The organism is Variovorax sp. OV084, assembly GCF_900111625.1.
GTDB lineage: Bacteria > Pseudomonadota > Gammaproteobacteria > Burkholderiales > Burkholderiaceae_C > Variovorax.
Map to the genome: position 1 here is coordinate 274,546 of NZ_FOII01000007.1, position 20,671 is coordinate 295,216.

Sequence of the window (20,671 nt, forward strand, 5' to 3'; positions counted from 1 at the left end):
CTTATTCGTACTTCTGCCCGTTGCGTATCAAATCTGGTGTGCCGACCACTTCGTTGAGTTCCTCGAAGTCCAGCATCTGCGAGCGCCACGGCTGCGTGGTGCGGTGCTGGTGCAGGCTCGCGTAGTAGCCCTGCAGCGTGTGCACCACCGCGCGCGCCGTGCCGCCCGGAAAGATCGCGATGCGAAAGCCGTGCTTCTGCAGCGCGTCCGCGTCCTGGATCGGCGTCTTGCCGCCTTCGACCATGTTGGCCAGGAGCGGCACCCGGTCGCCGAAGCGCCGGCAGGCCGCGTCCATTTGCTCGGGCGAGCGCAGCGCCTCGATGAAGAGCGCGTCCACGCCGCAGGCGAGGTAGGCCTCGGCGCGGTCGAGCGCGGCCTCCAGGCCTTCGACCGCCACCGCATCGGTGCGCGCGAGGATCAGCGTATCGCTCGAGGTGCGCGCGTCCAGCGCGGCCTTGAGCTTGCCGACCATCTCGCGCTCGGGCACCACGGCCTTGCCGTCGAGGTGGCCGCAGCGCTTGGGAAAGGTCTGGTCTTCGATCTGCACCATCGCCGCGCCCGCGCGCTCGAAGCCGCGCACGGTGCGCTGGGTGTTGAGCGCGTTGCCGAAACCGGTGTCGGCATCGACGATCACCGGCAGGCTCACGCGCTCGGTGATGCGGGCCAGGGTGTCGGCCACCTCGGTGTAGGTGGTGAGGCCGACGTCGGAACGGCCCAGGCGCGTGTAGGCGATGGAGGCGCCCGAGAGGTAGAGCGCCTCGAAACCGGCCCGCTCGGCCACGAGGGCGCTGAGCGCGTCGTACACGCCGGGCGCAAGCACGATGTCGCGGCGCGCGAGCCGGGTCTTGAAGGAAGGGTTCGTCATGGAGACGCTTTCGTCGAATGGATCAATGCAGCGGCGGTGCGCGCCGCGATGTAGCCTCCGGCCACCGCGCTCAGCAGGCCGTTGCCAGAGAGATAACCCCACACCTCATCGCCAGAAACACCGCCCGCCGCGCCACCGGCGGCGAACAGGTTGGCGAAAGGCGTGCCGTCGTGCCGCAGCACGCGCATGTCGGGCGCGGTGTCGAGGCCGCCCTGGGTGTGGAACAGCGCGCCCGTGACCTTCACTGCGAAGTACGGCGCTTCGAGCGCGCGCGCGAACACGCGGCCATCGGGCGGTGGCGTGCTGGCGCGCATGGAGTCGAACGTGCCTTGCAGCACGGAAGACTCGCAGCCGATGCAATCCGCCAGCGCAGCCACCGATTCGCAGCGGCGCAACGCGCCCGCCGCTTCAGCCTCGCAGAAGTCGGGAAAGCCTCGCGCCAGTGCGAGCAGCGGCGTGTCGAACACGTTCCAGGCAATGCCGCCCGGTTGTGCGAGCACGTGCACCGCGGCCTCCGAGTAGCCCAGCGTCTCGCCGTGAAAGCGCCGGCCTTCGCAGTTGAGCTGTACGCCGCCTTCCATCATCACGGCCCACGACATCAGGGCCCCTTGCGGCGTGACCCACGAGCCATGGCCCTGGTAGCCGCCGAGGTCGCGCAGACGTGCGCCCAGCGATTGGCCCCACAGGATCGCGCTGCCGTCGTTGCCGGCGTGACCGCCGAAGGTGGCTTCGGCCATCTCGGGCAGCAGGGTGCGGACCATTTCCGCATTGCCGCCGAAGCCATTGCACGCGAGCAGCAGCGCATCGCAGGCCAGCGTTTCGCGGCTGCCATCGGGGCGCAAGTAGTCGACGCCGATCACGCGGTCCTCGGCATCGAGTACCAATGTATCGACCAACGCTTGCGTCAGCACGGGAATGCCCGCCGCCTCGACGGCCGCTTGCAAGGCCGCCATCAGCGACGCACCGGTTTTCTGCGGCAGCGAATGCATGCGATGTACGCTGTGACCCGGATAGAGAAAGCCGTCGAGCAGCATCCACTGCAGGCCGTGCCGTTCCTGCAGCGCGTCGAGTGCCGGACCGATGGACGCCGCATAGGCCTCGACCAGCGCAGGCGCGGCGTGGCCATGGGCCTTGGCCTGGATGTCGGCAGCGAAGCGCCCGGCGCTGTCGTCATGCACGCCATGCGCTCGCTGCGCACGAGTGCCGGGTGCAGGGATGAAGCCGGAGGACAGCGCGGTCGATCCGCTCGGCAGCGCGTCGCGCTCCAGCACCACAGAGGCCACACCCGCATCGCTCAGCATCAGTGCGGTCGTGAGCCCGCAGGCACCGCCGCCGACGATGGCCACCGGCACGTGCACTTCGGCCTCGACCTGCGCGGCGCGACGGATGTGGCGCGGAGGCTTTGTCGTCATGCGAGCGATGCGATGAATGCCGTGCAGTCCGTCACCTCGGCCAAGTTGCGCATGTCGGCCAGCGAGGTCTGGTGGCGTTCTTCGCCGAAGGCCGCGCACCCATCGGACAGCACCAGCGTGCGGTAGTCGCGCATGTGCGCATCGCGCACGGTGCTCGCGACGCCGCCGTTGGTGACGATGCCGCAAACCGCCACCGTGTCGATGCCGGCGTGGCGCAGCACCCAGTCGAGCTGTGTGTTGAAGAAGGCCGAGTACGCGACCTTGCTCACCGTCACGTCGACCAGGCCGGTCAACGCGTCGACGTTCGCCTGGCCCCAGCTGCCGGGCGCGAAGTCGCCCTTTTTCAGATAAGGGCGCATTGCCTTGAGGTGCGGCGACACCATCGGCTCGCCGGCCGCGTCCGGCCACAGTGTGAACTGGCTTGCGGCCACGAGGCCACCCGCCGCCTTGAGTGCGCGCGCCACCTCGACCACGCGCGCCGGCAGCAGCAGCGCCGGCGGATTGGTGTCGCCGCCGCGCGCATAGGCACCGTTGGCATCGAGAAAGTCATTCTGCAGGTCGATGACGACCAGCGCGGTCTTCGCTGCAACGAATGTCTTGCCTGTGCTCATGACAGCCTCACCAGAAGGTTGCCGTGCGCGTCGACCTCGGCGTGGAATCCGGGTTCGAGCCACACGGTGGTATCGGCCTGTTCGAGGATTGCAGGGCCTTCGATGCGCGCAGCCACTGGCAGTTCGAGCCGCGCGTAGCGCACGGCCTCATGCCACTGGCCGTGGTGGAACACGCGCTGCGTGCCCAGCGGCACGATGCTGCCTCGCCCTTCGGGTGCCAGCACCTTCAGGTCGAACTTCGGTCGCACGCCGATGCGTGCATAGCGCAGGTTCATCACGCGGATCGGGATGCCTTCGAGCACCCGGCCGAATGCGGCGGTGTAGCTGGCCTCGAATGCGACGCGGATCGATGCGGCCGTGATCGGCGCCTTGCCCGCGTCGGCGAGCACCACAGGCAGCGTGTGCGTCTGGCCCGCGTAGAGCATGTCGAGTGCGATGACCTCGCGCACCTCGTCGAAGCGCACGCCCGATGAATCCAGGCGCTGCTGGCAACTCGCGGCCAGCTCGTCGATGCGGCGCTGCAGGTCACCCACATCGAGCTCGGTCAAAGGCTTGTTGAGGGTCTGCACCGCGTCGTGGCGCATGTCGGCGATCACGCAGCCGAGGGCCGAGGTCACGCCGGGATAGCGCGGCACGATGCCGGTCGCGACGCCCACCTCGCGCATCATCGCGCACACATGCAGCGCACCGCCACCGCCGAAAGGCATGTAGGCGAAGCGACGCGGGTCGTGGCCGCGTTCGATGGACACAAGGCGGATCGCGCCCGCCATGCGCGCATTGGCCACGGTGAGGATGGCTTCGGCGGCCGCATGCACGTCCAGGCCGAGTGGCCGGGCGACGTGCTCCACGATCGCCTGGCGCGACTTCTGCGCATCCAGCGCCGCGAGCAGCCCTCCACCCAGCGGGCGATCGGCGGCGATGCGGCCCAGCAGCACGTTCGCATCGGTCACCGTCGGGCGCATGTTGCCTCGCCCGTAGCAGGCCGGCCCCGGCACGCTGCCGGCCGACTCGGGGCCGACCTGCAGCATGCCGCTCGCATCCACCGAGGCGATGGAACCGCCACCGGCGCCGATGGTCTCGATCTGGATCATCGGCGAGCGGATCACCATGCCAAACTCGATCGCGGTCTGCGCGGCCAATGCGGCTTCGCCGTTCGCCACCAGCGACACGTCGAACGAGGTGCCGCCCATGTCGCCGGTGATCGCGTTCGGAAAGCCCGCCGCGCGCGCAATGGCCGCGCAGGCGATCACGCCGGCCGCCGGGCCCGACAGCGCCGTGCGCACCGGCAGGTCGCTCGCGGTCTGCCGCGACATCACGCCGCCGTTGCTCTGCACCACCAGCAGCTCGCCGGCAAAGCCCTGGCCGCGCAGGTCGGATTCGAGCCGCTCGAGGTAGCCGCCCACCACGGGCTGCAGCGCCGCATTGAGCGTGGCGGTCGAGCAGCGCTCGAACTCGCGGATCTCGGGCAGCACTTCGCTGGCCGAGGTGACGTGCGGGTTGGGCCAGAGCGCGCGCACCGCCTCGACGGCCAGGCGCTCGTTCTCGGGGTTCGCGTAGGTGTTGATGAAGAACACGCACACGGCCTCGCAGCCGGCGTCGAGCAGCGAGCGGGCTTCGGCGCGCACCTGGTCCAGATCGACTGCGGTGTGCAGCGTGCCGTCGGCGAGCACGCGCTCGTCGACTTCGCGGCGCAGGTCGCGCGGCACCACCGGTGTGAAGCTGCCACGCAGGCCCCAGGTCTCGGGCCGGTCGCGGCGGCGCATCTCCAGCACGTCGCGAAAACCGCGCGTGGTGATGATGCCGGTGCGCGCCACCTTGCGTTCGAGCAGCGCGTTGGTGCCCACCGTGGTGCCGTGCACGATGGTGGCGATGGCCGCGGCCGAGTCGGCCACGCGCGCCACGCCGTTCATGAAGCCGCGCGCTTCTTCGCCGCGCGTGGAGGGCACCTTGACGATGCGCGCCGTGCCGTTCGCTTCGTCGAGCACGAAGAGGTCGGTGAAGGTGCCGCCGACATCGACGCCGACGACAAGGGATTTACCAGTGGAAGTCATTCGGACGCCTTCTTCTTGCTGCCGCCGGTGGGGGTGCCGGTTGTCACATAGCCCATCGCGCTGTCGGCCTCGCGCTGTTGCGCAGGCCGCTCGGCGGCGCTGCCCCAGCCGCCGCCGCCGGGCGTTTCGAGCCGCACGCGCTCGCCGCGCGTGAGCTGGATGCCGCGCATCTTCGACACCATTGGCGGCGTGTGCCACTCGCCCGCGTTCTCGTAGCTGAACTTGTTGACCGCGCCTTCGCCGCCGCCCGCGATGCCCTTGGGCGGCGAGGTGCCGCGCTCGCCGAAGACGAACACTTCGGCGTCTTTTTCCAGCAGCTCGATTTCGTAGACGGCGCCGAGGCCGCCGCGATGCCGGCCGTCGCCGCCCGAATCGGCGCGCAGCGACCATTCGGTGACGCGCACCGGGTAGGCGGCTTCGAGAATTTCGAGCGGCGGAATCGTCGCGGTCGAGATCGGCGCATTGCCGTGCGAGAGCCCATCGCCGCCCGAGTGGCCGCCATGGCCGCCGCCAAAGAAGCTGAACATCACCCAGCGCTGGCCTTCGCGGCCCTTGTCGCTGCGGTGGCCCGCGATCGACAGCGCATTGATCGTGCCGTAGGCCTGCGCCACCGCGCGCGTCGGGTCGGCCTGCGCCGCCGCGCTGAAGATCACGTCGATCATGCGCAGGATGGTTTCGGTGTAGCCGCCGACCGGACGCGGGCGCTCGCAGCTGATCACGAGCTTGTCGGGAATGTTGAAGTCCACCGCATCGAGCACGCCGGCATTGGCGGGTACATCGGGGAACAGGTGCTTGAGCGCGACGTAGCAGGCGGCCACCGCCGTGGCGCGCGAGATGTTCACTGGCCCCGCGCATTGTGGCGAGGTGCGCGAGAAGTCGAGCAGCAGCCGGTCGCCGGCCACCGTCATGTCGAGCGCGATGGTCAGCGGCTCGTTCACGATGCCGTCGTTGTCGAGCACGTCCTGGAAGCTGTAGCGCCCGTCGGGCAGCGAGGCGATGTGCGAGCGCATCAGGCGCAGCGCGCGGCTGCGCAGCTCGCCGAGGGCGTTGAGCACCAGGTCGTCGCCATACTCGTCGAGCAAACCGTTCAGCCGCTTCTCGCCGAGCTCCAGCGCGGCGAGCTGTCCGTTCAGGTCGCCCCAGAGGCTGTCGGGCAGGCGCGTGTTGGCCTGCAGGATCGCGAGTACGTCAGCATCGAGCACGCCGCCCTGCACGATGCGCACCGGCGGAATCTGCACGGCCTCCTGCCAGCACTCGGTGGCGGCCGGGTTGTAGTTGCCCGGCACCGCGCCGCCCACGTCGTGCCAGTGCGCAGCCGAGGCCATGTAGCAGTAGAGCTTGCCGTTGCGAAAGAAGGGCTTCACCAGCTTGAAGTCGTTGGCGTGCGTGCCGCCGTCGTAAGCGTCGTTGCTGATCCAGATGTCGCCGTCATTCATGCCGCCGCGCGGCTCGGCTGCCTTGGCGGTGGCGCGCACCGCGAAGGCCATGGCGCCGACGAACACCGGCAGGCCCGACTTGCCCTGCACCAGCGTGTCGCCGCTCGCCGCGTCGTACAGGCCGTGGCAGGCATCGTGCGCCTCGGCAATGATGGGATTGAAGGCGCTGCGGTAGAGCGTGGCGTCCATCTCATCGGCCACCTGTTCGAGACGGCCGCGCAGGACGGCGAGCGTGACGGGGTCGAGGGTTGTGGCGGAAGAAGGATCATGCATCGGGGGCTTTCTTGAAGGCGGGGCGGTCAGAGCGCTGGCGCAACTGGTTCATCAATCCGCCGGCGCGGACCATGTCCATGAGGAATCCGGGCACCGGCTCGCAGGCCAGGCGCCCGCGGCCGGGTGCGACGATCTCGGGAACCGTGGTGTCGAAGGCGATCTGCTCGCCTTCGCTCAAGGTCTCGGCCTCGGCGCAGGTCAGCAGCAGCAGGCCCACGTTGAAGGCATTGCGGAAATACAGGCCGCTGTACGAGGGCGCGATGACCGCCGTCACGCCCAGGTGCACCAGCACGGCGGCGGCCTGCTCGCGCGAGGAGCCGATGCCGAAGTTGGGCCCGGCCACCAGCACGTCGCCGCGCTGCACGCCGGCGGCGAAGTCGGGGCGGATGGCTTCGAGGCAGTGCTTCGCGATGATGTCGATGCCATGCTTCATGGCATGGCCCGGCGCGAGCAGGTCGGTGTCGATGTCGGCGCCCAGGCGCCAGACGCGGTGCGTCGCTTTGGTTGCGCTCATGCAAGCACCTCGCGCGGATCGGTCACGCAGCCGCGCAATGCGGCCGCCGCCACCGTGTAGGGCGAGCCCAGGTAGACCTGTGCAGTCGGCGAGCCCATGCGGCCCTTGAAGTTGCGCGCCGTGGTCGAGATGACGGTGATGTCGTCGCCCATCGGGTCGCCGTAGCCCGAGCAAGCGCCGCAGGCCGTCGGGAAAAGTTCGCCGCCGGCATCCATCAGCACCTGCAGCACGCCTTCCTCGCGCGCCTGCTCCTGGTCGCGCAGGCTGGCGGGCGCCACGATGAGACGGATACCGCTCGCCACCTTGTGGCCGCGCAGCACCTGCGCGGCGGCGCGAAGGTCGTCCAGCTTGGCGCCGGTGCAGGCGCCGATGTAGGCCACGTCGACGCGCGTGCCCACGTACCGGCTCACGCCGTGGGCGTTGGCCGGGCTGTGCGGTGCAGCGATGTACGGTTCGAGCGTGGATGCATCGAAGCGGTGGTCCGTGAGCGCGGCATCGTCGTCGGTGAACCAGGGCGCCATGTCCACTGGCGGCGCGCCGGCCTCGGCCAGGAATTGCGCCGTGGTCGCATCGGGCGCGATCAATCCGGCCTGCGCGCCGAGTTCGGCGCTCATGTTGGAGAGCGTCATGCGCTCCTGCATCGACAGCGCAGCGACCGCAGGCCCGGCGAACTCGACCGCCTGGTAGCGCCCGCCGTTCATGCCGAAGCGGCCGATCATGTGCAGCATCATGTCCTTGGCGGTCACGCCCGCGGGCAGCGCGCCGTCCCACCACATGCGGATGGTCTCGGGCACGCGCAGCCAGATTTCGCCGGTGACCATAACGCCCAGCATCTCGGTGCTGCCGATGCCGAACATGTAGGCGCCGAAAGCGCCGCCCGTGGGCGAGTGCGAGTCGCCCCCCACGCACAGCATGCCGGGTCGGATGTGGCCGTGCTGCGGCACCACCACGTGGCAGATGCCCTGGCTGTCGTACACGTGCGGCAGCTTCTGGTCGCGCGCCCAGTCGCGTGCGATGCGCACGATGCGGCGCGAATCGTCGTCGCGCTCGGGCACGTAATGGTCCATGACGAGCACCACGCGCGAGCGGTCCCAGATCTGCGCGCCGAGCTCTTCCAGCATCGGCTGCAGCCGGCGCGGGCCCGAGGAGTCGTGGAACATCGCCATGTCGACGCCGCAGGTCACGATCTCGCCCACCGACACCCGCTCGCGTCCGCTCGCGCGTGCGATGAGCTTCTGCGCCAGGGTCAGGGCTGGCGCGCGGGTTGGAGCCATCGATGTCATTCCGGCTTGGCTCCCGAGAACTTGACGACCTCGGCCCAGCGCACGATCTCGCTCTGCACGAAGGCCGAGAACTGTTCGGACGAGTTGCCGACCGGAATCGCGCCCTCGGTATCGAGGCGCTGGCGCATGTCGGCCTGCTGCAGCGCATGGCGCGCCGCGTCGCCGATCTGCTTGACGCGGTCGGCAGGCATGCGGGCCGGGCCGAAGAGGCCGAACCACGCGCTCGATTCGTAGCCGGGCAGCGCCTCGGCAATCGCCGGCACATTCGGAAAGGCCGGCAGCCGTTTCGCCGTGGTCACGCCCAGCGCCTTGAGCTTGCCGGCCTGGATGTGCGCTTTGACGTTGCCCACGGCCGCGAACATCAGCTGCACCTGGCCGGCGAGCACGTCCTGCACGGCGGGCGCGGTGCCCTTGTAGGGGATGTTCACGATGTTCACGCCCGATTGCATCTTGAAAGCCTCGCCCGCCATGTGCAGCGACGAGCCCACCGCACCGATCGCGAAGTTGAGCTGGCCCGGCTTTGCCTTGGCGAGCGCAATGAGTTCACGCACGTCCTTCGCAGGCACCGACGGGTGCGCGACGAGGATCGAGGGCGAGGTCGCCACGCAGGTGAGCGCGGTGAAGTCCTTCACCGGGTCGAAGGGCAGCGTCGGGTAGAGCGTGGCGTTGATCGCGTGGCTGGTGAAGCTCATCAGCAGTGTGTTGCCGTCGGGCGCAGCCTTGGCCACCGCATCGGCGGCGATGTTGCCGCCCGCGCCCGGCCGGTTCTCGACGATGACCGTGCGGCCGAGTGCCGGGCCCATGCTGACGGCGAGCGAGCGTGCCAGCGTGTCGGTCGAGCCGCCCGCGGGCGCGCCGACGAGGATGCGCACCGGAGCATTGCCGATCTGTGCAAAGGCACTGCCGGCCCATGCCGCGGCCAGCGACGAGAGGAGGATGTCGCGTCTTTTCATGTGTTGTGTCTCCAGGGAGATGGGGTGCTTTTTTTGAGGGCTCAGAGCCCCAGGTACGCGCGCCGCAGTTCGTCGCTGCCGAGCAACTCGCCGGGCAGGCCCGAGAAGCGCACGCTGCCGTTTTCCAGCACGTAGGCGCGGTCGGCAATTTCGAGCGACTGGCCGACGTTCTGCTCGACCAGCATCACCGCGAGGCCGCCGTCGCGCAATTCCCGGATCAGCGAGAACATCTCTTCGACCAGCAGCGGCGAAAGGCCGAGCGAGGGCTCGTCGAGGATCAGCAGCACCGGCTCGGCCATGAGGCCGCGCGCGATGGCCAGCATCTGCTGCTCGCCGCCGCTCATGGTGCCGGCGTGCTGGTCCATGCGCTCGCGCAGCCGCGGGAAGATGCGGAACGACTTCTCCAGGTTCGCCGCACGGCGCTCGCGTGCCCGCGTGAAGGAGCCGAGCTCCAGGTTCTCGCGCACGCTGAGGTTGGGGAACACCTTGCGGCCTTCGGGCACCTGGATCAGGCCGGCCTTGACGACGTCGCGGTAGTGCGCGCCGCTCAGGTCCTTGCCGTCGAAACGCACCGTGCCGCCCCAGGCCGGGCAGAGGCCGCAGACCATCTTGTTGAGCGTGGACTTGCCCGCGCCGTTGCTGCCGAGCAGCGCGACCATCTCGCCCGCGTTCACGTGCAGGTCGACGCCGCGCAGCACCTCGACGCGACCGTAGCCGCCGCGCAGGCCCTGAATATCGAGCAGTGCGCTCATGCTGCAACTCCCGATGCGGCCTTGCGCAGCCGCGCCGCGGTGCCGTGGCCCAGATAGGCTTCGACGACCTTGTCGTCGGAAGTCACCTGCGCCGGGGTGCCCTCTGCGATCAACTGGCCCTGCGCCAGCACCCACACATGCTCGGCCAGGTGCATCACGGCCTGCATGACGTGCTCGATCATCAGCACGGTGACGCCGCTGTCGGCGATGCCGCGCACCACCGGCATCATCTCGGCGATCTCCTGCGGGTTGAGACCGGCGAGCACTTCGTCGAGCAGCAGCAGGCGCGGCCGTGTCGCGAGCGCGCGGGCCAGTTCGAGGCGCTTGCGGCCGGCCACGGTGAGGTCCGAGGCGGGCTTGTCGAGTTGCGGCGCGAGGCCCACGCGCAGCGCAACAGCTTCGGCGTTCTGCAGCGCCTCGGCGCGGCCGCGCACATGCAGGTGCGCGCCGACGGCGATGTTCTCGCGCACGGTCTGCGCGGCGAAGGGCTTCACGATCTGGAAGGTGCGGGTCATGCCGAGCGCGGCGTTGCGGTGCGGCTCGCGGCCGGTGATGTCCTGCCCCGCGAAGCGCACGGCGCCGGTGTCGGGCTTGAGGAAACCGGACATCAGCGCGAACAGCGTGGTCTTGCCCGCGCCGTTCGGGCCGATCAGCGCGCTCAGGCTGCCCTCACGCACCGAGAGGCTCACGTTCTGCACGGCCTTCAGGCCACCGAAGGAGCGCGAGAGGCCATCGATGGCCAGCAGGGCTTCAGTCATTGCGGCCTCCCTTCGCCTTCCACAGCTGCCGCACCGACAGCCCGATGCCCGCGATGCCGCGTGGCACGAAGATGACGATGAGCACCAGCACCGTGCCGTAGATCACCATGTTGATGCCGGGCAGTTCGCCGAAGAGGTTGCGCGTGAAGTCCGACAGCAGGTGCAGCACGACGGCGCCGAGCACCGGCCCCCACATCGTGCCCATGCCGCCCACGATGGCCGCGACCAGCGCCTCGATCGACACGGCCGGGCCGTAGGCGATCCCGGCATCGATGTACTGGAACACCTGCACGTAGAACGCACCGGCCGCGCCCATGAAGGCTGCCGACAGACCGATGGCCGCCAGCTTGACGCGGAATGGATTGACGCCGACGGCGCGCGCCGCATCCTCGTTGTCGCGCACCGCCTGCAGGTAGGCGCCGAAGCGGCCGTTGCGCAGCCACCAGGTCACGAGCAACGCGGCGACGACCATCGCGAGCACCACCCAGAGGTAGCCAGCGCGCGTCGAGAACTGCAGGTTCGCCACCGACTCGCGCAGCGGCACCATGAGCCCGACGCCGCCACCGGTGAAGTCGACCGACAGTGCAAGGATGCGGAACACCTCGGCAAAGGCCAGCGTGACAAGCGCGAAATACGAGCCCTTGAGGCCGTAGCGGAAGGTGAGGGCGCCCATGAAGAGGCCGACGAGTGCGGCACCGATCACCGCGAGCGGCAGCGCGGCCCAGGCGTTGATGCCGCCCTGCAGCTGCGCGATCGCCTGGATGTACGCACCGGTGCCGAAGAACAGCGCATGCCCGAACGAGAACTGCCCGCCGAAGCCGCCGAGGATGTTCCAGGCCTGTGCGATGAGCGTGGCGTAGAGCGCCATCATCACGAAGTTGAGCGTGACGCCCGAGGTGGTGACGAACGGCACGCAGCCGACCAGCACGGCAAAGAGCGCAATGCCCGCGAGTTGCTTCAGGCCCGCGCTCATGCCTTGGCTCCGAACATGCCCTGTGGCCTGAAGAGCACCACGCCGATGAAGATCGCGAAGATGCCGATCTGGCCGAGCGATTCGCCGAGGTACAGCCCGCCGAGCGACTCGACCACGCCGACGAGGAAGCCGCCGATCAGCGCCCCGACGAAACTGCCCATGCCGCCGAGCACGACGATGGTGAAGGCCACGAGCACGAAGCCGCCGCCGACCTGTGGGTTGACGTAGTAGGCCGGCAGCAGGAAGCACGCGGCCGCGCCGAGGCACGCGAGGCCGATTCCGAAGCTCATCGCGTAGACATGGTCGACGTCGATGCCCATGAGCTTGGCGCCCTCTTTCTCCTTGGCGACGGCGCGGATCGCGCGGCCGAGGTCGGTGCGGCCCATGATCCAGAACAGGATGCCCGAGACGACCAGCGCACCCGCGAAGGCGACGAGCTTGGGCACGGCGATCATCGCGGGGCCGATGGCGACGGTGCTCAGCGAGTAGGCAGTGTCGATGTTGCGCGTGTCGGACTTGAAGAACAGCAGCGCGAGGTTCTCCATGACGATGGCGATGCCGAGCGTGGCGAGCAGGATGTTCTCGTCCTTGCCGTGACCCGCGCGGTTGATGACCACGCGCTGCAGCGCGTAGCCGAGCGCGAACATGCCGAGCACCACGATGGGCAACGCAAGGTAGGGGTCGACGCCCAGGCGCTCCTTGAGGAAGTACACCGCGTACAGCGCCAGCATCAGGCTGGCGCCGTGCGCGAAGTTGATGATGTGCAGGACGCCGTAGATCAGCGTAAGCCCCAGCGCGATCAGTGCGTACACCGCGCCCGTCGTCAGCCCGTTCAGGACCGACGGGAAAAGAATGCCGAAATCGAACATCCCGCCTTCCGATCAGGCAGCGCGCAGCGGGAACACCGGCTCGACCTCGCGATAGTCGCGCGGAATGATGACCTTGATGTCGTTCTTCACCACCTGCGTCATGAGCGGCTGCGCGCCTTCGTTCTGGCCGTTGACGAACTTCGTGGGGCCATAGGGCATGAAGTGGTTGCCGAAGGTGCTTTTCTCGAGCGCGTCGACGATTGCGGCGCGCTCCGTCGACTTGGCGCGCTCCAGCGCATCGGCCAGCAGCCACATCGCGGTGTAGGTCATGAAGACCTCGTAGCTGAAGAACTGGCCCTTGGCCTCGACGCGCTTGCGCAGGTCCTGCGCGCGCTTGTCCTTCGGGTTGAACCAGTGGTTGCAGTCGATGATGCCGTTGGCCGCGTCCGGAAATTCTTTCACGAACTTGTAGCTCGATGCCGCGCCGCCCAGCACCGAGAAGATCGCCTTGGGCACCACCTTCTGCTGCTGCATGGTACGCACCAGCAGCGCGTATTCGTTGTAGTAGTTGGCCGGGATCACGATGTCGGGGTTGATCGACTTCATGCGCAGCACGATGTTGTTGAAGTCGCGCGTGGGGTTGGCGTGCTTCACCACCTCCCTCACCTCGAAGCCGTAGCCCGGCAGCTCGCGCGAGAGCAGCTGTGCGGTGCCGGCGCCGAACAGCGACTCTTCGTGGATGATCATCACGGTCCTGGCCGGGTTGCCCGCGGCCTTGTTGAGCACCAGCAGGTTGGCCATGGCCACCTCGGTCGACTTCTTGTAGCCCGGGCCGAAGCGGAAGGTGTTCTTCAGGCCGCGCTCCACGATCTGGTCGGCCACGCCCACGTCCACCACGTGCGGCAGGTTGTACTTGGCCGCGGCCTGCGTGGTTGCGAGGCAGATGGCCGAGGCATAGGCGCCGACGATGGCCGAGACGCCGGCCTCGTTCATCTTCTCGACCTCGGCCGAGCCGGCCTGCGGCTGCGATTGCGCATCGCCCAGCAGGGCCTCCAGCTTCGCGCCGCCGAGCGACTTGATGCCGCCCGCGGCGTTGATGTCCTCGATGGCCATCAGCGCGCCGAGCCGGCATTGCTGGCCCGAATAGGCCAGTGCCCCGGTGACCGGATGCAGCACGCCGACCTTGACGGTCCTGGGCTGCGCCCCTGCCACGAGCGGGAAGGCAACGGCAGTCGCCAGGGCGGCGGACTGCGACACGAAACGGCGGCGGTTCTGCATGGTGGGGCTTTCCTTTTCTCTTCAGTTGAACTGGGCTGACACGTCTTTGCTGACCCACACCTTCGCGTCGATGCTGCCCACGCGGGAGAGCTGCATCTCGTAGGTGTAGCGATCGGGGCGATAGAGGCCGTGCAGCCATTGCACGGGCCGCTCGTCTTCGTCGTAGATCAGGCGGCGCACCGCGAGCAGGGCCGAGCCGACCGAGACATGAAGGTGCTGTGCAAGAACGTTGTCGGCCAGGCGCGCGGAGATGGTCTGATGCGCGCGGCCCACCTTGACGCCCGACTCCTCGAGCAGCACGAGGATGGGCTTCTTCGACAGCTCGCGGCGGCCGAAGCGGCGCGCGATCGTGTCGGGCACGTAGGTGGTGATGTGCGAGAGCGGGCCCTCCTTGGTGGAACGCACGCGTACGGCTTTCTGCACCGGGTCGCCGTGCTGCAGCTGCAGCGCCTCGGCCACCTGGGTGGAGGCGGTGATGGTCGCGACCTCGATGACCTTGACCGAGGTGTGCAGGCCCATGGTGACCAGGTTCTCGAGCAGGCCGCGCAGATTGGCGCGTTCCATGCCCTTGGTGCCGGGGCTCTCACCGCTGACCGGCGGTGGCAGGGCACGCGTGCGGCGGCCGGGGTTGCGCGCGATCAGGCCTTCGGAAGACAGCTGTTCGAGTGCGCGGCGCACCGTGACGCGCGCCACACCGAATTGCGCCATGAGCGCGAGCTCGCCGGGCAGGCCCTCCGCGAAACGCCCTTCGTGCAACTGTTCACGCAGGACCAAGTAGATCTGGTGATATTTGGGCAAAGGCATTTGCGACATGCCTTTGATGTTTTTGCAGTTTCAATGTTCTGTCAATGGGACATTTGAGATCGAGATGGGTCTCGGGCCAGACTGGTGGAATCGCGCACCGTCGATGCGGCGTTTCAGACCCTCGACGAAGCGGGGGCATCGAACAGGGTGGGGGAGGCAGGCACCGGGCAAGCGTCGGCCCCCCGCCCGCATCAGAAGGCGCGCGATGCCCGAGTCTCGGACGGCCGCTCGCCGAAGCGGGCGCGGTATTGCGCCGCGAAGTGGCCCAAATGAAGAAAGCCGTACTTCTGCGCCACCTCTCGCACGCCGACTGCGACGACGCCGGCCGATGCCAGCAACTCGGCCCGCGCCCGGTCGAGCCTGATCTCGCGCAGAAACTCCATCGGCCCCTGGCCCGCGTGCTGGCGAAACGCCAGCTGCAGCGCGCGCGCACTGCAGCCGACTTCGCGGCAGACGTCGGCCAGCGACAGCGGCTCATCGGCATGGGCTGCCATGTATTCCTGCGCCCTGCGGACCACGCGCGGCAGCAGGCTGCGCTGCGCTTCGCCGGCCAGGGCGCGCGAATGGTTGTGCCCCGCCGACATCAGCAGGCTCGCCATCAGGTACGCCTCGGCATGCTCGGCCAAAGGGCCGCCGGCCTGCAGCGTGTTGCCGGCGTCGAGCGTGAGCCGCAGATAGTCGATGAAATGCACCACCGGCGCCAGCGCGGGGTTGTCCAGCGGCACGCCCAGATCGAACACCAGGGCCTGCCTGACGGAGGCCTGCAGCAGCGACTCGAGCCGCGAGAGCAGCGCCGAGCGCGCCAGCCGGACGATCAGGTGCGGGCTGTCGTCGGCCCAGCGCATCGACAGCGGTTCGGTGGGCGAGGGCAGCGATGCGAGACGGGGCGTCGCTTCCACGTGCTGCGCGCCGCAGTGGATCTCGGCGCCGCCGCGCAACGGGATCTGCAACAGGAAGAAATCCTGCAGGTAGCCGGGGTCGATCTGCACGCCGGGGCCGTACTGCACGTAATTGAGGCTCACGTCCCGATGCAGCCGCGCGCTGTGGTGGCAGGCGTCGAGTTCGGTGCGGGGTCGCAGCATGACCAGGCCGTGCGGACAGAACACGCGGGCCACGCTTTCACGGGCCTCGTCCATGTCGTGGCTCTCGAAAAGCCGGTAGCGCTGCAGCGGCAGCGGTGGGGTCGTGACGGTTTCCATGGGGCGCAGTCACCCTAGCAAAAACCATCCCCACCCACAATTCGGATCACCCCTCGACAAAAACCTGCGCGCCAGGGACAGGGCCTGCGTTTGCGGGATTCGCCGAACGCCTGCTTGCTCATAACGTTCGCCCCACAGGCCAGCCGGCCTGCCCGATCAACCGAGGAGAGCAAGCGTCATGTTCAAGGGACTCGAAGGCAGGAGCGCCATCGTCACCGGTGGCTCCACACTGATAGGCGCCGGCGTGGTGCGCGCGCTGCACGCGGCCGGCGTGAAGGTCGTTGTCGCCGATATCGATGCCGTCAACGGCCAGGCACTGGCCGATTCACTCGGCTCCGGCGTGCGCTTCGTGCGCACCGACATCACCGACGACGCGCAAGTGCAGGCCTGCGTGGCGCAGGCGGCCGCGCAGCACGGCGGCGTGCACTTTCTCGTGAACCTTGCGTGCTCGTATGTGGACGACGGCTTCAAGTCGCCACGCGCCGACTGGCTCACGTCGTTCAACGTGAACGTGGCGAGCGCGGTGGCGATGCTGCAGGCCGTGCACCCGCACATGGTGGCGGCCGGCGGCGGGGCGGTGGTCAATTTCACGAGCATCTCGTCGCGCGTGGCGCAGACGGGGCGCTGGCTCTATCCGGTGAGCAAGGCCGCGATGGCGCAGCTCACCCGCAACATGGCGATGGACCTGGCGCCGGATGGCATCCGCGTGAACAGCGTGTCGCCGGGCTGGACATGGTCGGCCGTGATGGAGCGCCTGAGCGGCGGTGACCGCGCCAAGACCGACCGCGTGGCCGCGCCTTTCCATCTGCTTGGGCGCGTCGGCGACCCGGACGAGGTGGCGCAGGTGGTGCTGTTCCTCTGCTCGGACCACGCGAGCTTCGTGACCGGCGCCGATTACGCGGTGGACGGCGGCTATGCCGCCATGGGCCCCGAGCAGGCCGTGCCCGCCATTCCCAAGTTGATGGACTAGCTCCGAACGGAGCATCAAGGAGCAAGCAATGAAGCGAATCGCCATCGTCGGCGCGGGCCAGTCGGGCCTGCAACTGGGTCTCGGACTGCTCGCGGCAGGCTACGAGGTCACGATGTTCAGCAACCGCACGGGCGAAGACATCCGCCACGGCAAGGTCATGTCGAGCCAGTGCATGTTCCACACCTCGCTGCAGATCGAGCGCGACCTGGGCCTGGATCTCTGGGCGCACGACTGTCCCACGGTGGACGGCATCGGGCTGGCCGTGCCGCATCCCGAGCAGAAGGGGGCCAAGGCCATCGACTGGGTCGCACGGCTGAATTCGAGCGCCCAGTCGGTCGACCAGCGCGTCAAGATCCCGGCCTGGATGGACGAGTTCCAGAAGAAGGGCGGCGAACTCGTCTTCAAGGATGCGGGCATCGACGAGCTCGAGGCCTGTACGCAAAGCCACGACCTCACGCTGGTGGCCAGCGGCAAGGGCGAGATCTCGAAGCTCTTCGAGCGCGACGCGCACAAGTCGAGCTTCGACAAGCCGCAGCGTGCACTGGCGCTGACCTACGTGAAGGGGATGAAGCCGCGCGAGCCGTACTCGGCCGTGTGCTTCAACCTGATTCCCGGCGTGGGCGAGTACTTCGTGTTCCCGGCGCTGACCACTACGGGGCCCTGCGAGATCATGGTGTTCGAAGGCGTGCCCGGTGGCCCGATGGACTGCTGGTCGGACGTGAAGACGCCGCAGGAACACCTTGCGCGCAGCCAATGGATCTTGGACACCTTCACGCCATGGGAGGCCGAGCGCTGCACGAACATCGAGTTGACCGACGACAACGGCATCCTCGCGGGCCGCTTCGCGCCGACGGTCCGTAAGCCGATCGCGACATTGCCCTCGGGGCGCAAGGTGCTGGGTCTGGCCGACGTGGTGGTGCTCAACGACCCGATCACGGGGCAAGGTTCCAACAACGCGGCCAAGTGCGCCGACACGTACCTCAAGAGCATCCTCGCGCGCGGAGATGGCGCGGCCGATGCCGCGTGGATGCAGCAGACCTTCGACCGCTACTGGTTCGGCTACGCGCAATGGGTCACGCAGTGGACCAACATGCTGCTCGCACCGCCGCCGCCCCATGTACTCAAGCTGCTCGGCACCGCTGGCGCGATGCCGCCGCTGGGCAGTGCCTTCGCCAACGGGTTCGACGATCCGCGCACATTCTTCCCGTGGTTCGCGGACCCCGCGGAGGCAGACCGCTACATCGAAACCTGCGCGTCCGTCGCATAGCCTGGAGCGAACGCATGAAGCGACGCGTGGCCATCGTCGGCGCCGGACAGTCCGGCCTGCAGCTCGCGCTCGGCCTGCAGCGCGCGGGGCACGAGGTGACGGTTCTTTCGAACCGCACAGCGAGGGAGATTTTCGAAGGGCCGGTGATGTCCAGCCAGTGCATGTTCGAGACCGCGCTGCAGACCGAGCGCGAGCTGGCGCTGGACTGGTGGGGAGGCGAGTGCCCACCGGTGGAAGGCATCGGAATGACGGTGCGCAACCCGGAAGGTGGCAAGGCCCTCGAATGGAGCGCGAGGCTCGACGGGCCTGCGCAGTCGATCGACCAGCGGCTCAAGATACCCGCCTGGATGGCGGAGTTCGAGAAGCGCGGCGGGCGGCTCGTGCTGCAGGAGGTGGGGCTCGATGCGCTGGAGGCTTGCGCCGCAACCCACGATCTCGTGGTCGTTGCAAGCGGCAAGGGCGAGATCTCGCAATTGTTCGAGCGCGACACGGAGCGCTCGCCATTCGATCGACCTCAGCGCGCACTGGCGCTGACTTATGTGAAGGGGATGAAGCCGCGCGAGCCGTACTCGGCCGTGTGCTTCAACCTCATTCCCGGCGTGGGCGAGTACTTCGTGTTCCCGGCGCTGACCACGACGGGGCCCTGCGAGATCATGGTGTTCGAAGGCGTGCCCGGTGGCCCGATGGACTGCTGGACCGATGTGAAGACGCCGCAGGAACACCTCGCGCGCAGCAAGTGGATTCTCGACACCTTCCTGCCGTGGGAAGCGGAACGCTGCACGAACATCGAGTTGACCGACGACAACGGCATCCTCGCGGGCCGCTTCGCGCCGACGGTGCGCAAGCCGGTGGCGACGCTGCCTTCGGGGCGCAGGGTGCTGGGGCTGGCCGACGTGGTGGTGCTCAACGATCCGATCACTGGCCAGGGCGCCAACAACGCGGCCAAGTGCGCCGACATCTACCTGAAGCGGATCCTCGAGCACGGCGACGCACCGTTCGACGCCGCGTGGATGCAGGAGACTTTCGACCGTTACTGGGAAGGCTATGCCCGCTGGGCCACCGACTGGACGAACAGCCTGCTCGCGCCGCCGAAGCCGCACCTGCTGAAGCTGCTGCAAAGCGCCACCCACATGCCTGCGGTTGCGAGCACCATCGTCAACGGCTTCGATGATCCGCGCATCTTCGCGCCCTGGTGGTTCGATGGCGTCGAGGCAGACCGTTTTCTGGAAACCCGGGCGCGCGAGGCGGTTGTCGACCGCTTCGACCGACGCGACCTTCGCAAGGCCCTCGGACAGTTCACCACCGGCGTGACCGTCATCACGACCCGGGCCCTCGACGGCCGTCGCGTGGGCATGACCGCCAATTCGTTCTCTTCGGTCTCGCTGGACCCGCCGCTGGTGCTGTGGAGCCTGGCCCGGCAGGCGCCGAGCGTGGCCGACTTCACCGGCGCCAGCCACTTCGCGATCAATGTGCTGGCGGCACATCAACACCACCTGTCGCGGCAGTTCTCGACGCCGCAGGCGGACAAGTTCGGGGGGGTGGACTGCTGCGAAGACACGGCTGGCGTGCCGTTGCTGAGTGGCGTCATCGCCCGGTTCATCTGCCGCAACGTGAAGCAGTACGACGGCGGCGACCACCTGATCTTCATCGGCGAAGTCGAGCGCTACGACCGCTTCGACGGCGAGCCGCTGGTCTTTCATTCGGGCTACTACCAGGTGACCACGCGACATCCGGAATGCGTGCAATGAGCGCACGGCCCGCACCATCATCCAACCCTTGAACGGAGCAGTTCACATGCAGGAAAAAGCGCCCGACGCCACGCACCACATCCGCATCCAGGCCACCGACGGCTGCGGCAGTTTCAGCGGCTACCTCGCCGTGCCGAGCTCGGGCAGCGGCCCCGGCCTGGTGCTCGCGCAGGAAATCTTCGGCGTCAATCACACGATGCGCGAGGTGGCCGACTACTACGCCGAGGAGGGCTACGTGGTGCTCGTGCCCGACCTGTTCTGGCGGCAGGAGCCGAACGTGGAGCTGGGTTACTCGCCAGACGACTGGCAACGCGCCTTCGCGCTCTACGGCGGCTTCGACGAGGCCAAGGGTATGGAGGACATGCAGGCCTCGATCAGCGCATTGCGCCAGCGCCCCGAAGTGCAGGACGCCAAAGTAGGCGTGCTCGGCTTCTGCCTGGGCGGCAAGCTGGCCTACCTGGCGGCCTGCCGCACCGATGCGGACGTTGCCGTCGGCTACTACGGCGTGGGCATCGACGCCGCGCTCGACGAGGCCGACAAGATCAAGCGCCCGCTCACGCTGCACATCGCAGAGCTCGACAAGTTCTGCCCACCCGAGGCGCGCGACCGCATCGTCGCCACGCTCCGGGGCCGGCCCGGTGTCTCGCTGTACGTGTACCCCGGCATGGACCACGCCTTCGCACGCGCAGGCGGCGAGCACTTCCACAAGCCCTCG

General features: G+C 68.3%; 19 protein-coding genes and 1 pseudogene. 5 read left to right on the forward strand and 15 right to left on the reverse strand.

Features of this window, described 5'->3' with window-relative positions:
• Position 1 precedes the first annotated feature (1 nt).
• The 15 genes from BMW87_RS20215 to BMW87_RS20285 all read right to left on the reverse strand — a co-directional run bounded on the left by BMW87_RS20215 (position 2) and on the right by BMW87_RS20285 (position 15,971).
• Positions 2–865 (reverse strand): isocitrate lyase/PEP mutase family protein, encoded by an 864-nt coding sequence (locus tag BMW87_RS20215; RefSeq protein WP_093078244.1) that lies wholly within the window; start codon positions 863–865, stop codon positions 2–4.
• Entirely contained in the window at positions 862–2,277 is a 1,416-nt protein-coding gene (locus tag BMW87_RS20220) for an FAD-dependent oxidoreductase (RefSeq protein ID WP_093078245.1), read from the reverse strand. The genes BMW87_RS20215 and BMW87_RS20220 overlap by 4 nt, the downstream gene beginning before the upstream one ends.
• A complete protein-coding gene (locus BMW87_RS20225) occupies positions 2,274–2,888 on the reverse strand; it encodes a cysteine hydrolase family protein (RefSeq protein ID WP_093078246.1) in 615 nt (204 codons plus the stop codon). Before BMW87_RS20225 ends, BMW87_RS20220 begins: the two co-directional genes overlap by 4 nt.
• A complete protein-coding gene (locus tag BMW87_RS20230) occupies positions 2,885–4,939 on the reverse strand; it encodes a hydantoinase/oxoprolinase family protein (RefSeq protein WP_093078247.1) in 2,055 nt (684 codons plus the stop codon). The genes BMW87_RS20225 and BMW87_RS20230 overlap by 4 nt, the downstream gene beginning before the upstream one ends.
• Positions 4,936–6,648 (reverse strand): hydantoinase B/oxoprolinase family protein, encoded by a 1,713-nt coding sequence (locus BMW87_RS20235; protein WP_093078249.1) that lies wholly within the window; start codon positions 6,646–6,648, stop codon positions 4,936–4,938. Before BMW87_RS20235 ends, BMW87_RS20230 begins: the two co-directional genes overlap by 4 nt.
• On the reverse strand, positions 6,641–7,162 hold the full coding sequence (locus BMW87_RS20240) for a LeuD/DmdB family oxidoreductase small subunit (RefSeq protein ID WP_093078250.1): 522 nt from the start codon (positions 7,160–7,162) through the stop codon (positions 6,641–6,643). Before BMW87_RS20240 ends, BMW87_RS20235 begins: the two co-directional genes overlap by 8 nt.
• On the reverse strand, positions 7,159–8,445 hold the full coding sequence (locus tag BMW87_RS20245) for a 3-isopropylmalate dehydratase large subunit (RefSeq protein WP_093078251.1): 1,287 nt from the start codon (positions 8,443–8,445) through the stop codon (positions 7,159–7,161). The genes BMW87_RS20240 and BMW87_RS20245 overlap by 4 nt, the downstream gene beginning before the upstream one ends.
• The gene (locus BMW87_RS20250; RefSeq protein WP_093058993.1) at positions 8,442–9,398 is read right to left on the reverse strand and encodes a tripartite tricarboxylate transporter substrate binding protein; all 957 of its coding nucleotides are present in this window, start codon (positions 9,396–9,398) and stop codon (positions 8,442–8,444) included. Before BMW87_RS20250 ends, BMW87_RS20245 begins: the two co-directional genes overlap by 4 nt.
• 41 nt (positions 9,399–9,439) lie before the next feature.
• Entirely contained in the window at positions 9,440–10,150 is a 711-nt protein-coding gene (locus BMW87_RS20255; RefSeq protein ID WP_093078253.1) for an ABC transporter ATP-binding protein, read from the reverse strand.
• Complete coding sequence (locus BMW87_RS20260) at positions 10,147–10,908, reverse strand: ABC transporter ATP-binding protein (RefSeq protein ID WP_093078255.1); 762 nt, start codon at positions 10,906–10,908, stop codon at positions 10,147–10,149. The genes BMW87_RS20255 and BMW87_RS20260 overlap by 4 nt, the downstream gene beginning before the upstream one ends.
• On the reverse strand, positions 10,901–11,881 hold the full coding sequence (locus tag BMW87_RS20265) for a branched-chain amino acid ABC transporter permease (RefSeq protein ID WP_093078257.1): 981 nt from the start codon (positions 11,879–11,881) through the stop codon (positions 10,901–10,903). Before BMW87_RS20265 ends, BMW87_RS20260 begins: the two co-directional genes overlap by 8 nt.
• The gene (locus tag BMW87_RS20270; protein ID WP_093058989.1) at positions 11,878–12,750 is read right to left on the reverse strand and encodes a branched-chain amino acid ABC transporter permease; all 873 of its coding nucleotides are present in this window, start codon (positions 12,748–12,750) and stop codon (positions 11,878–11,880) included. The genes BMW87_RS20265 and BMW87_RS20270 overlap by 4 nt, the downstream gene beginning before the upstream one ends.
• Before the next feature lie 12 nt (positions 12,751–12,762).
• Positions 12,763–13,968, reverse strand: a complete 1,206-nt coding sequence (locus BMW87_RS20275) for an ABC transporter substrate-binding protein (RefSeq protein ID WP_093078259.1) — start codon at positions 13,966–13,968, stop codon at positions 12,763–12,765.
• Positions 13,969–13,989: 21 nt separating this feature from the next.
• The gene (locus BMW87_RS20280; protein ID WP_093078261.1) at positions 13,990–14,772 is read right to left on the reverse strand and encodes a GntR family transcriptional regulator; all 783 of its coding nucleotides are present in this window, start codon (positions 14,770–14,772) and stop codon (positions 13,990–13,992) included.
• Between the two features lie 191 nt (positions 14,773–14,963).
• Positions 14,964–15,971 (reverse strand): AraC family transcriptional regulator, encoded by a 1,008-nt coding sequence (locus BMW87_RS20285; RefSeq protein ID WP_093078263.1) that lies wholly within the window; start codon positions 15,969–15,971, stop codon positions 14,964–14,966.
• Positions 15,972–16,149: 178 nt separating this feature from the next.
• Between BMW87_RS20285 and BMW87_RS20290 the strand changes: the two genes are divergently transcribed.
• From BMW87_RS20290 to BMW87_RS20305, 5 genes and pseudogenes are all read left to right on the forward strand, one after another.
• The gene (locus BMW87_RS20290; RefSeq protein ID WP_093078265.1) at positions 16,150–16,941 is read left to right on the forward strand and encodes an SDR family oxidoreductase; all 792 of its coding nucleotides are present in this window, start codon (positions 16,150–16,152) and stop codon (positions 16,939–16,941) included.
• A gap of 28 nt (positions 16,942–16,969) precedes the next feature.
• Positions 16,970–18,208, forward strand: a complete 1,239-nt coding sequence (locus tag BMW87_RS20295) for a styrene monooxygenase/indole monooxygenase family protein (RefSeq protein ID WP_093078267.1) — start codon at positions 16,970–16,972, stop codon at positions 18,206–18,208.
• A gap of 14 nt (positions 18,209–18,222) precedes the next feature.
• Positions 18,223–19,458: pseudogene (locus BMW87_RS35750) on the forward strand (styrene monooxygenase/indole monooxygenase family protein); the annotation flags it as partial.
• Positions 19,432–19,956, forward strand: coding sequence for a flavin reductase family protein (locus BMW87_RS35525; protein WP_256216852.1), 525 nt, complete (start codon positions 19,432–19,434; stop codon positions 19,954–19,956). The pseudogene BMW87_RS35750 and the gene BMW87_RS35525, both read left to right, overlap by 27 nt.
• A 46-nt stretch (positions 19,957–20,002) precedes the next feature.
• Positions 20,003–20,671: dienelactone hydrolase family protein (locus tag BMW87_RS20305; RefSeq protein ID WP_143062599.1), on the forward strand; the 669-nt coding region annotated here is incomplete at its 3' end.

Coding starts and splice junctions, on each gene's coding strand:
- BMW87_RS20215 (WP_093078244.1), bottom strand. CDS start 865: ATGACGAACCCTTCCTTCAAGACCCGGCTCGCGCGCCGCGACATCGTG.
- BMW87_RS20220 (WP_093078245.1), bottom strand. CDS start 2,277: ATGACGACAAAGCCTCCGCGCCACATCCGTCGCGCCGCGCAGGTCGAG.
- BMW87_RS20225 (WP_093078246.1), bottom strand. CDS start 2,888: ATGAGCACAGGCAAGACATTCGTTGCAGCGAAGACCGCGCTGGTCGTC.
- BMW87_RS20230 (WP_093078247.1), bottom strand. CDS start 4,939: ATGACTTCCACTGGTAAATCCCTTGTCGTCGGCGTCGATGTCGGCGGC.
- BMW87_RS20235 (WP_093078249.1), bottom strand. CDS start 6,648: ATGCATGATCCTTCTTCCGCCACAACCCTCGACCCCGTCACGCTCGCC.
- BMW87_RS20240 (WP_093078250.1), bottom strand. CDS start 7,162: ATGAGCGCAACCAAAGCGACGCACCGCGTCTGGCGCCTGGGCGCCGAC.
- BMW87_RS20245 (WP_093078251.1), bottom strand. CDS start 8,445: ATGACATCGATGGCTCCAACCCGCGCGCCAGCCCTGACCCTGGCGCAG.
- BMW87_RS20250 (WP_093058993.1), bottom strand. CDS start 9,398: ATGAAAAGACGCGACATCCTCCTCTCGTCGCTGGCCGCGGCATGGGCC.
- BMW87_RS20255 (WP_093078253.1), bottom strand. CDS start 10,150: ATGAGCGCACTGCTCGATATTCAGGGCCTGCGCGGCGGCTACGGTCGC.
- BMW87_RS20260 (WP_093078255.1), bottom strand. CDS start 10,908: ATGACTGAAGCCCTGCTGGCCATCGATGGCCTCTCGCGCTCCTTCGGT.
- BMW87_RS20265 (WP_093078257.1), bottom strand. CDS start 11,881: ATGAGCGCGGGCCTGAAGCAACTCGCGGGCATTGCGCTCTTTGCCGTG.
- BMW87_RS20270 (WP_093058989.1), bottom strand. CDS start 12,750: ATGTTCGATTTCGGCATTCTTTTCCCGTCGGTCCTGAACGGGCTGACG.
- BMW87_RS20275 (WP_093078259.1), bottom strand. CDS start 13,968: ATGCAGAACCGCCGCCGTTTCGTGTCGCAGTCCGCCGCCCTGGCGACT.
- BMW87_RS20280 (WP_093078261.1), bottom strand. CDS start 14,772: ATGCCTTTGCCCAAATATCACCAGATCTACTTGGTCCTGCGTGAACAG.
- BMW87_RS20285 (WP_093078263.1), bottom strand. CDS start 15,971: ATGGAAACCGTCACGACCCCACCGCTGCCGCTGCAGCGCTACCGGCTT.
- BMW87_RS20290 (WP_093078265.1), top strand. CDS start 16,150: ATGTTCAAGGGACTCGAAGGCAGGAGCGCCATCGTCACCGGTGGCTCC.
- BMW87_RS20295 (WP_093078267.1), top strand. CDS start 16,970: ATGAAGCGAATCGCCATCGTCGGCGCGGGCCAGTCGGGCCTGCAACTG.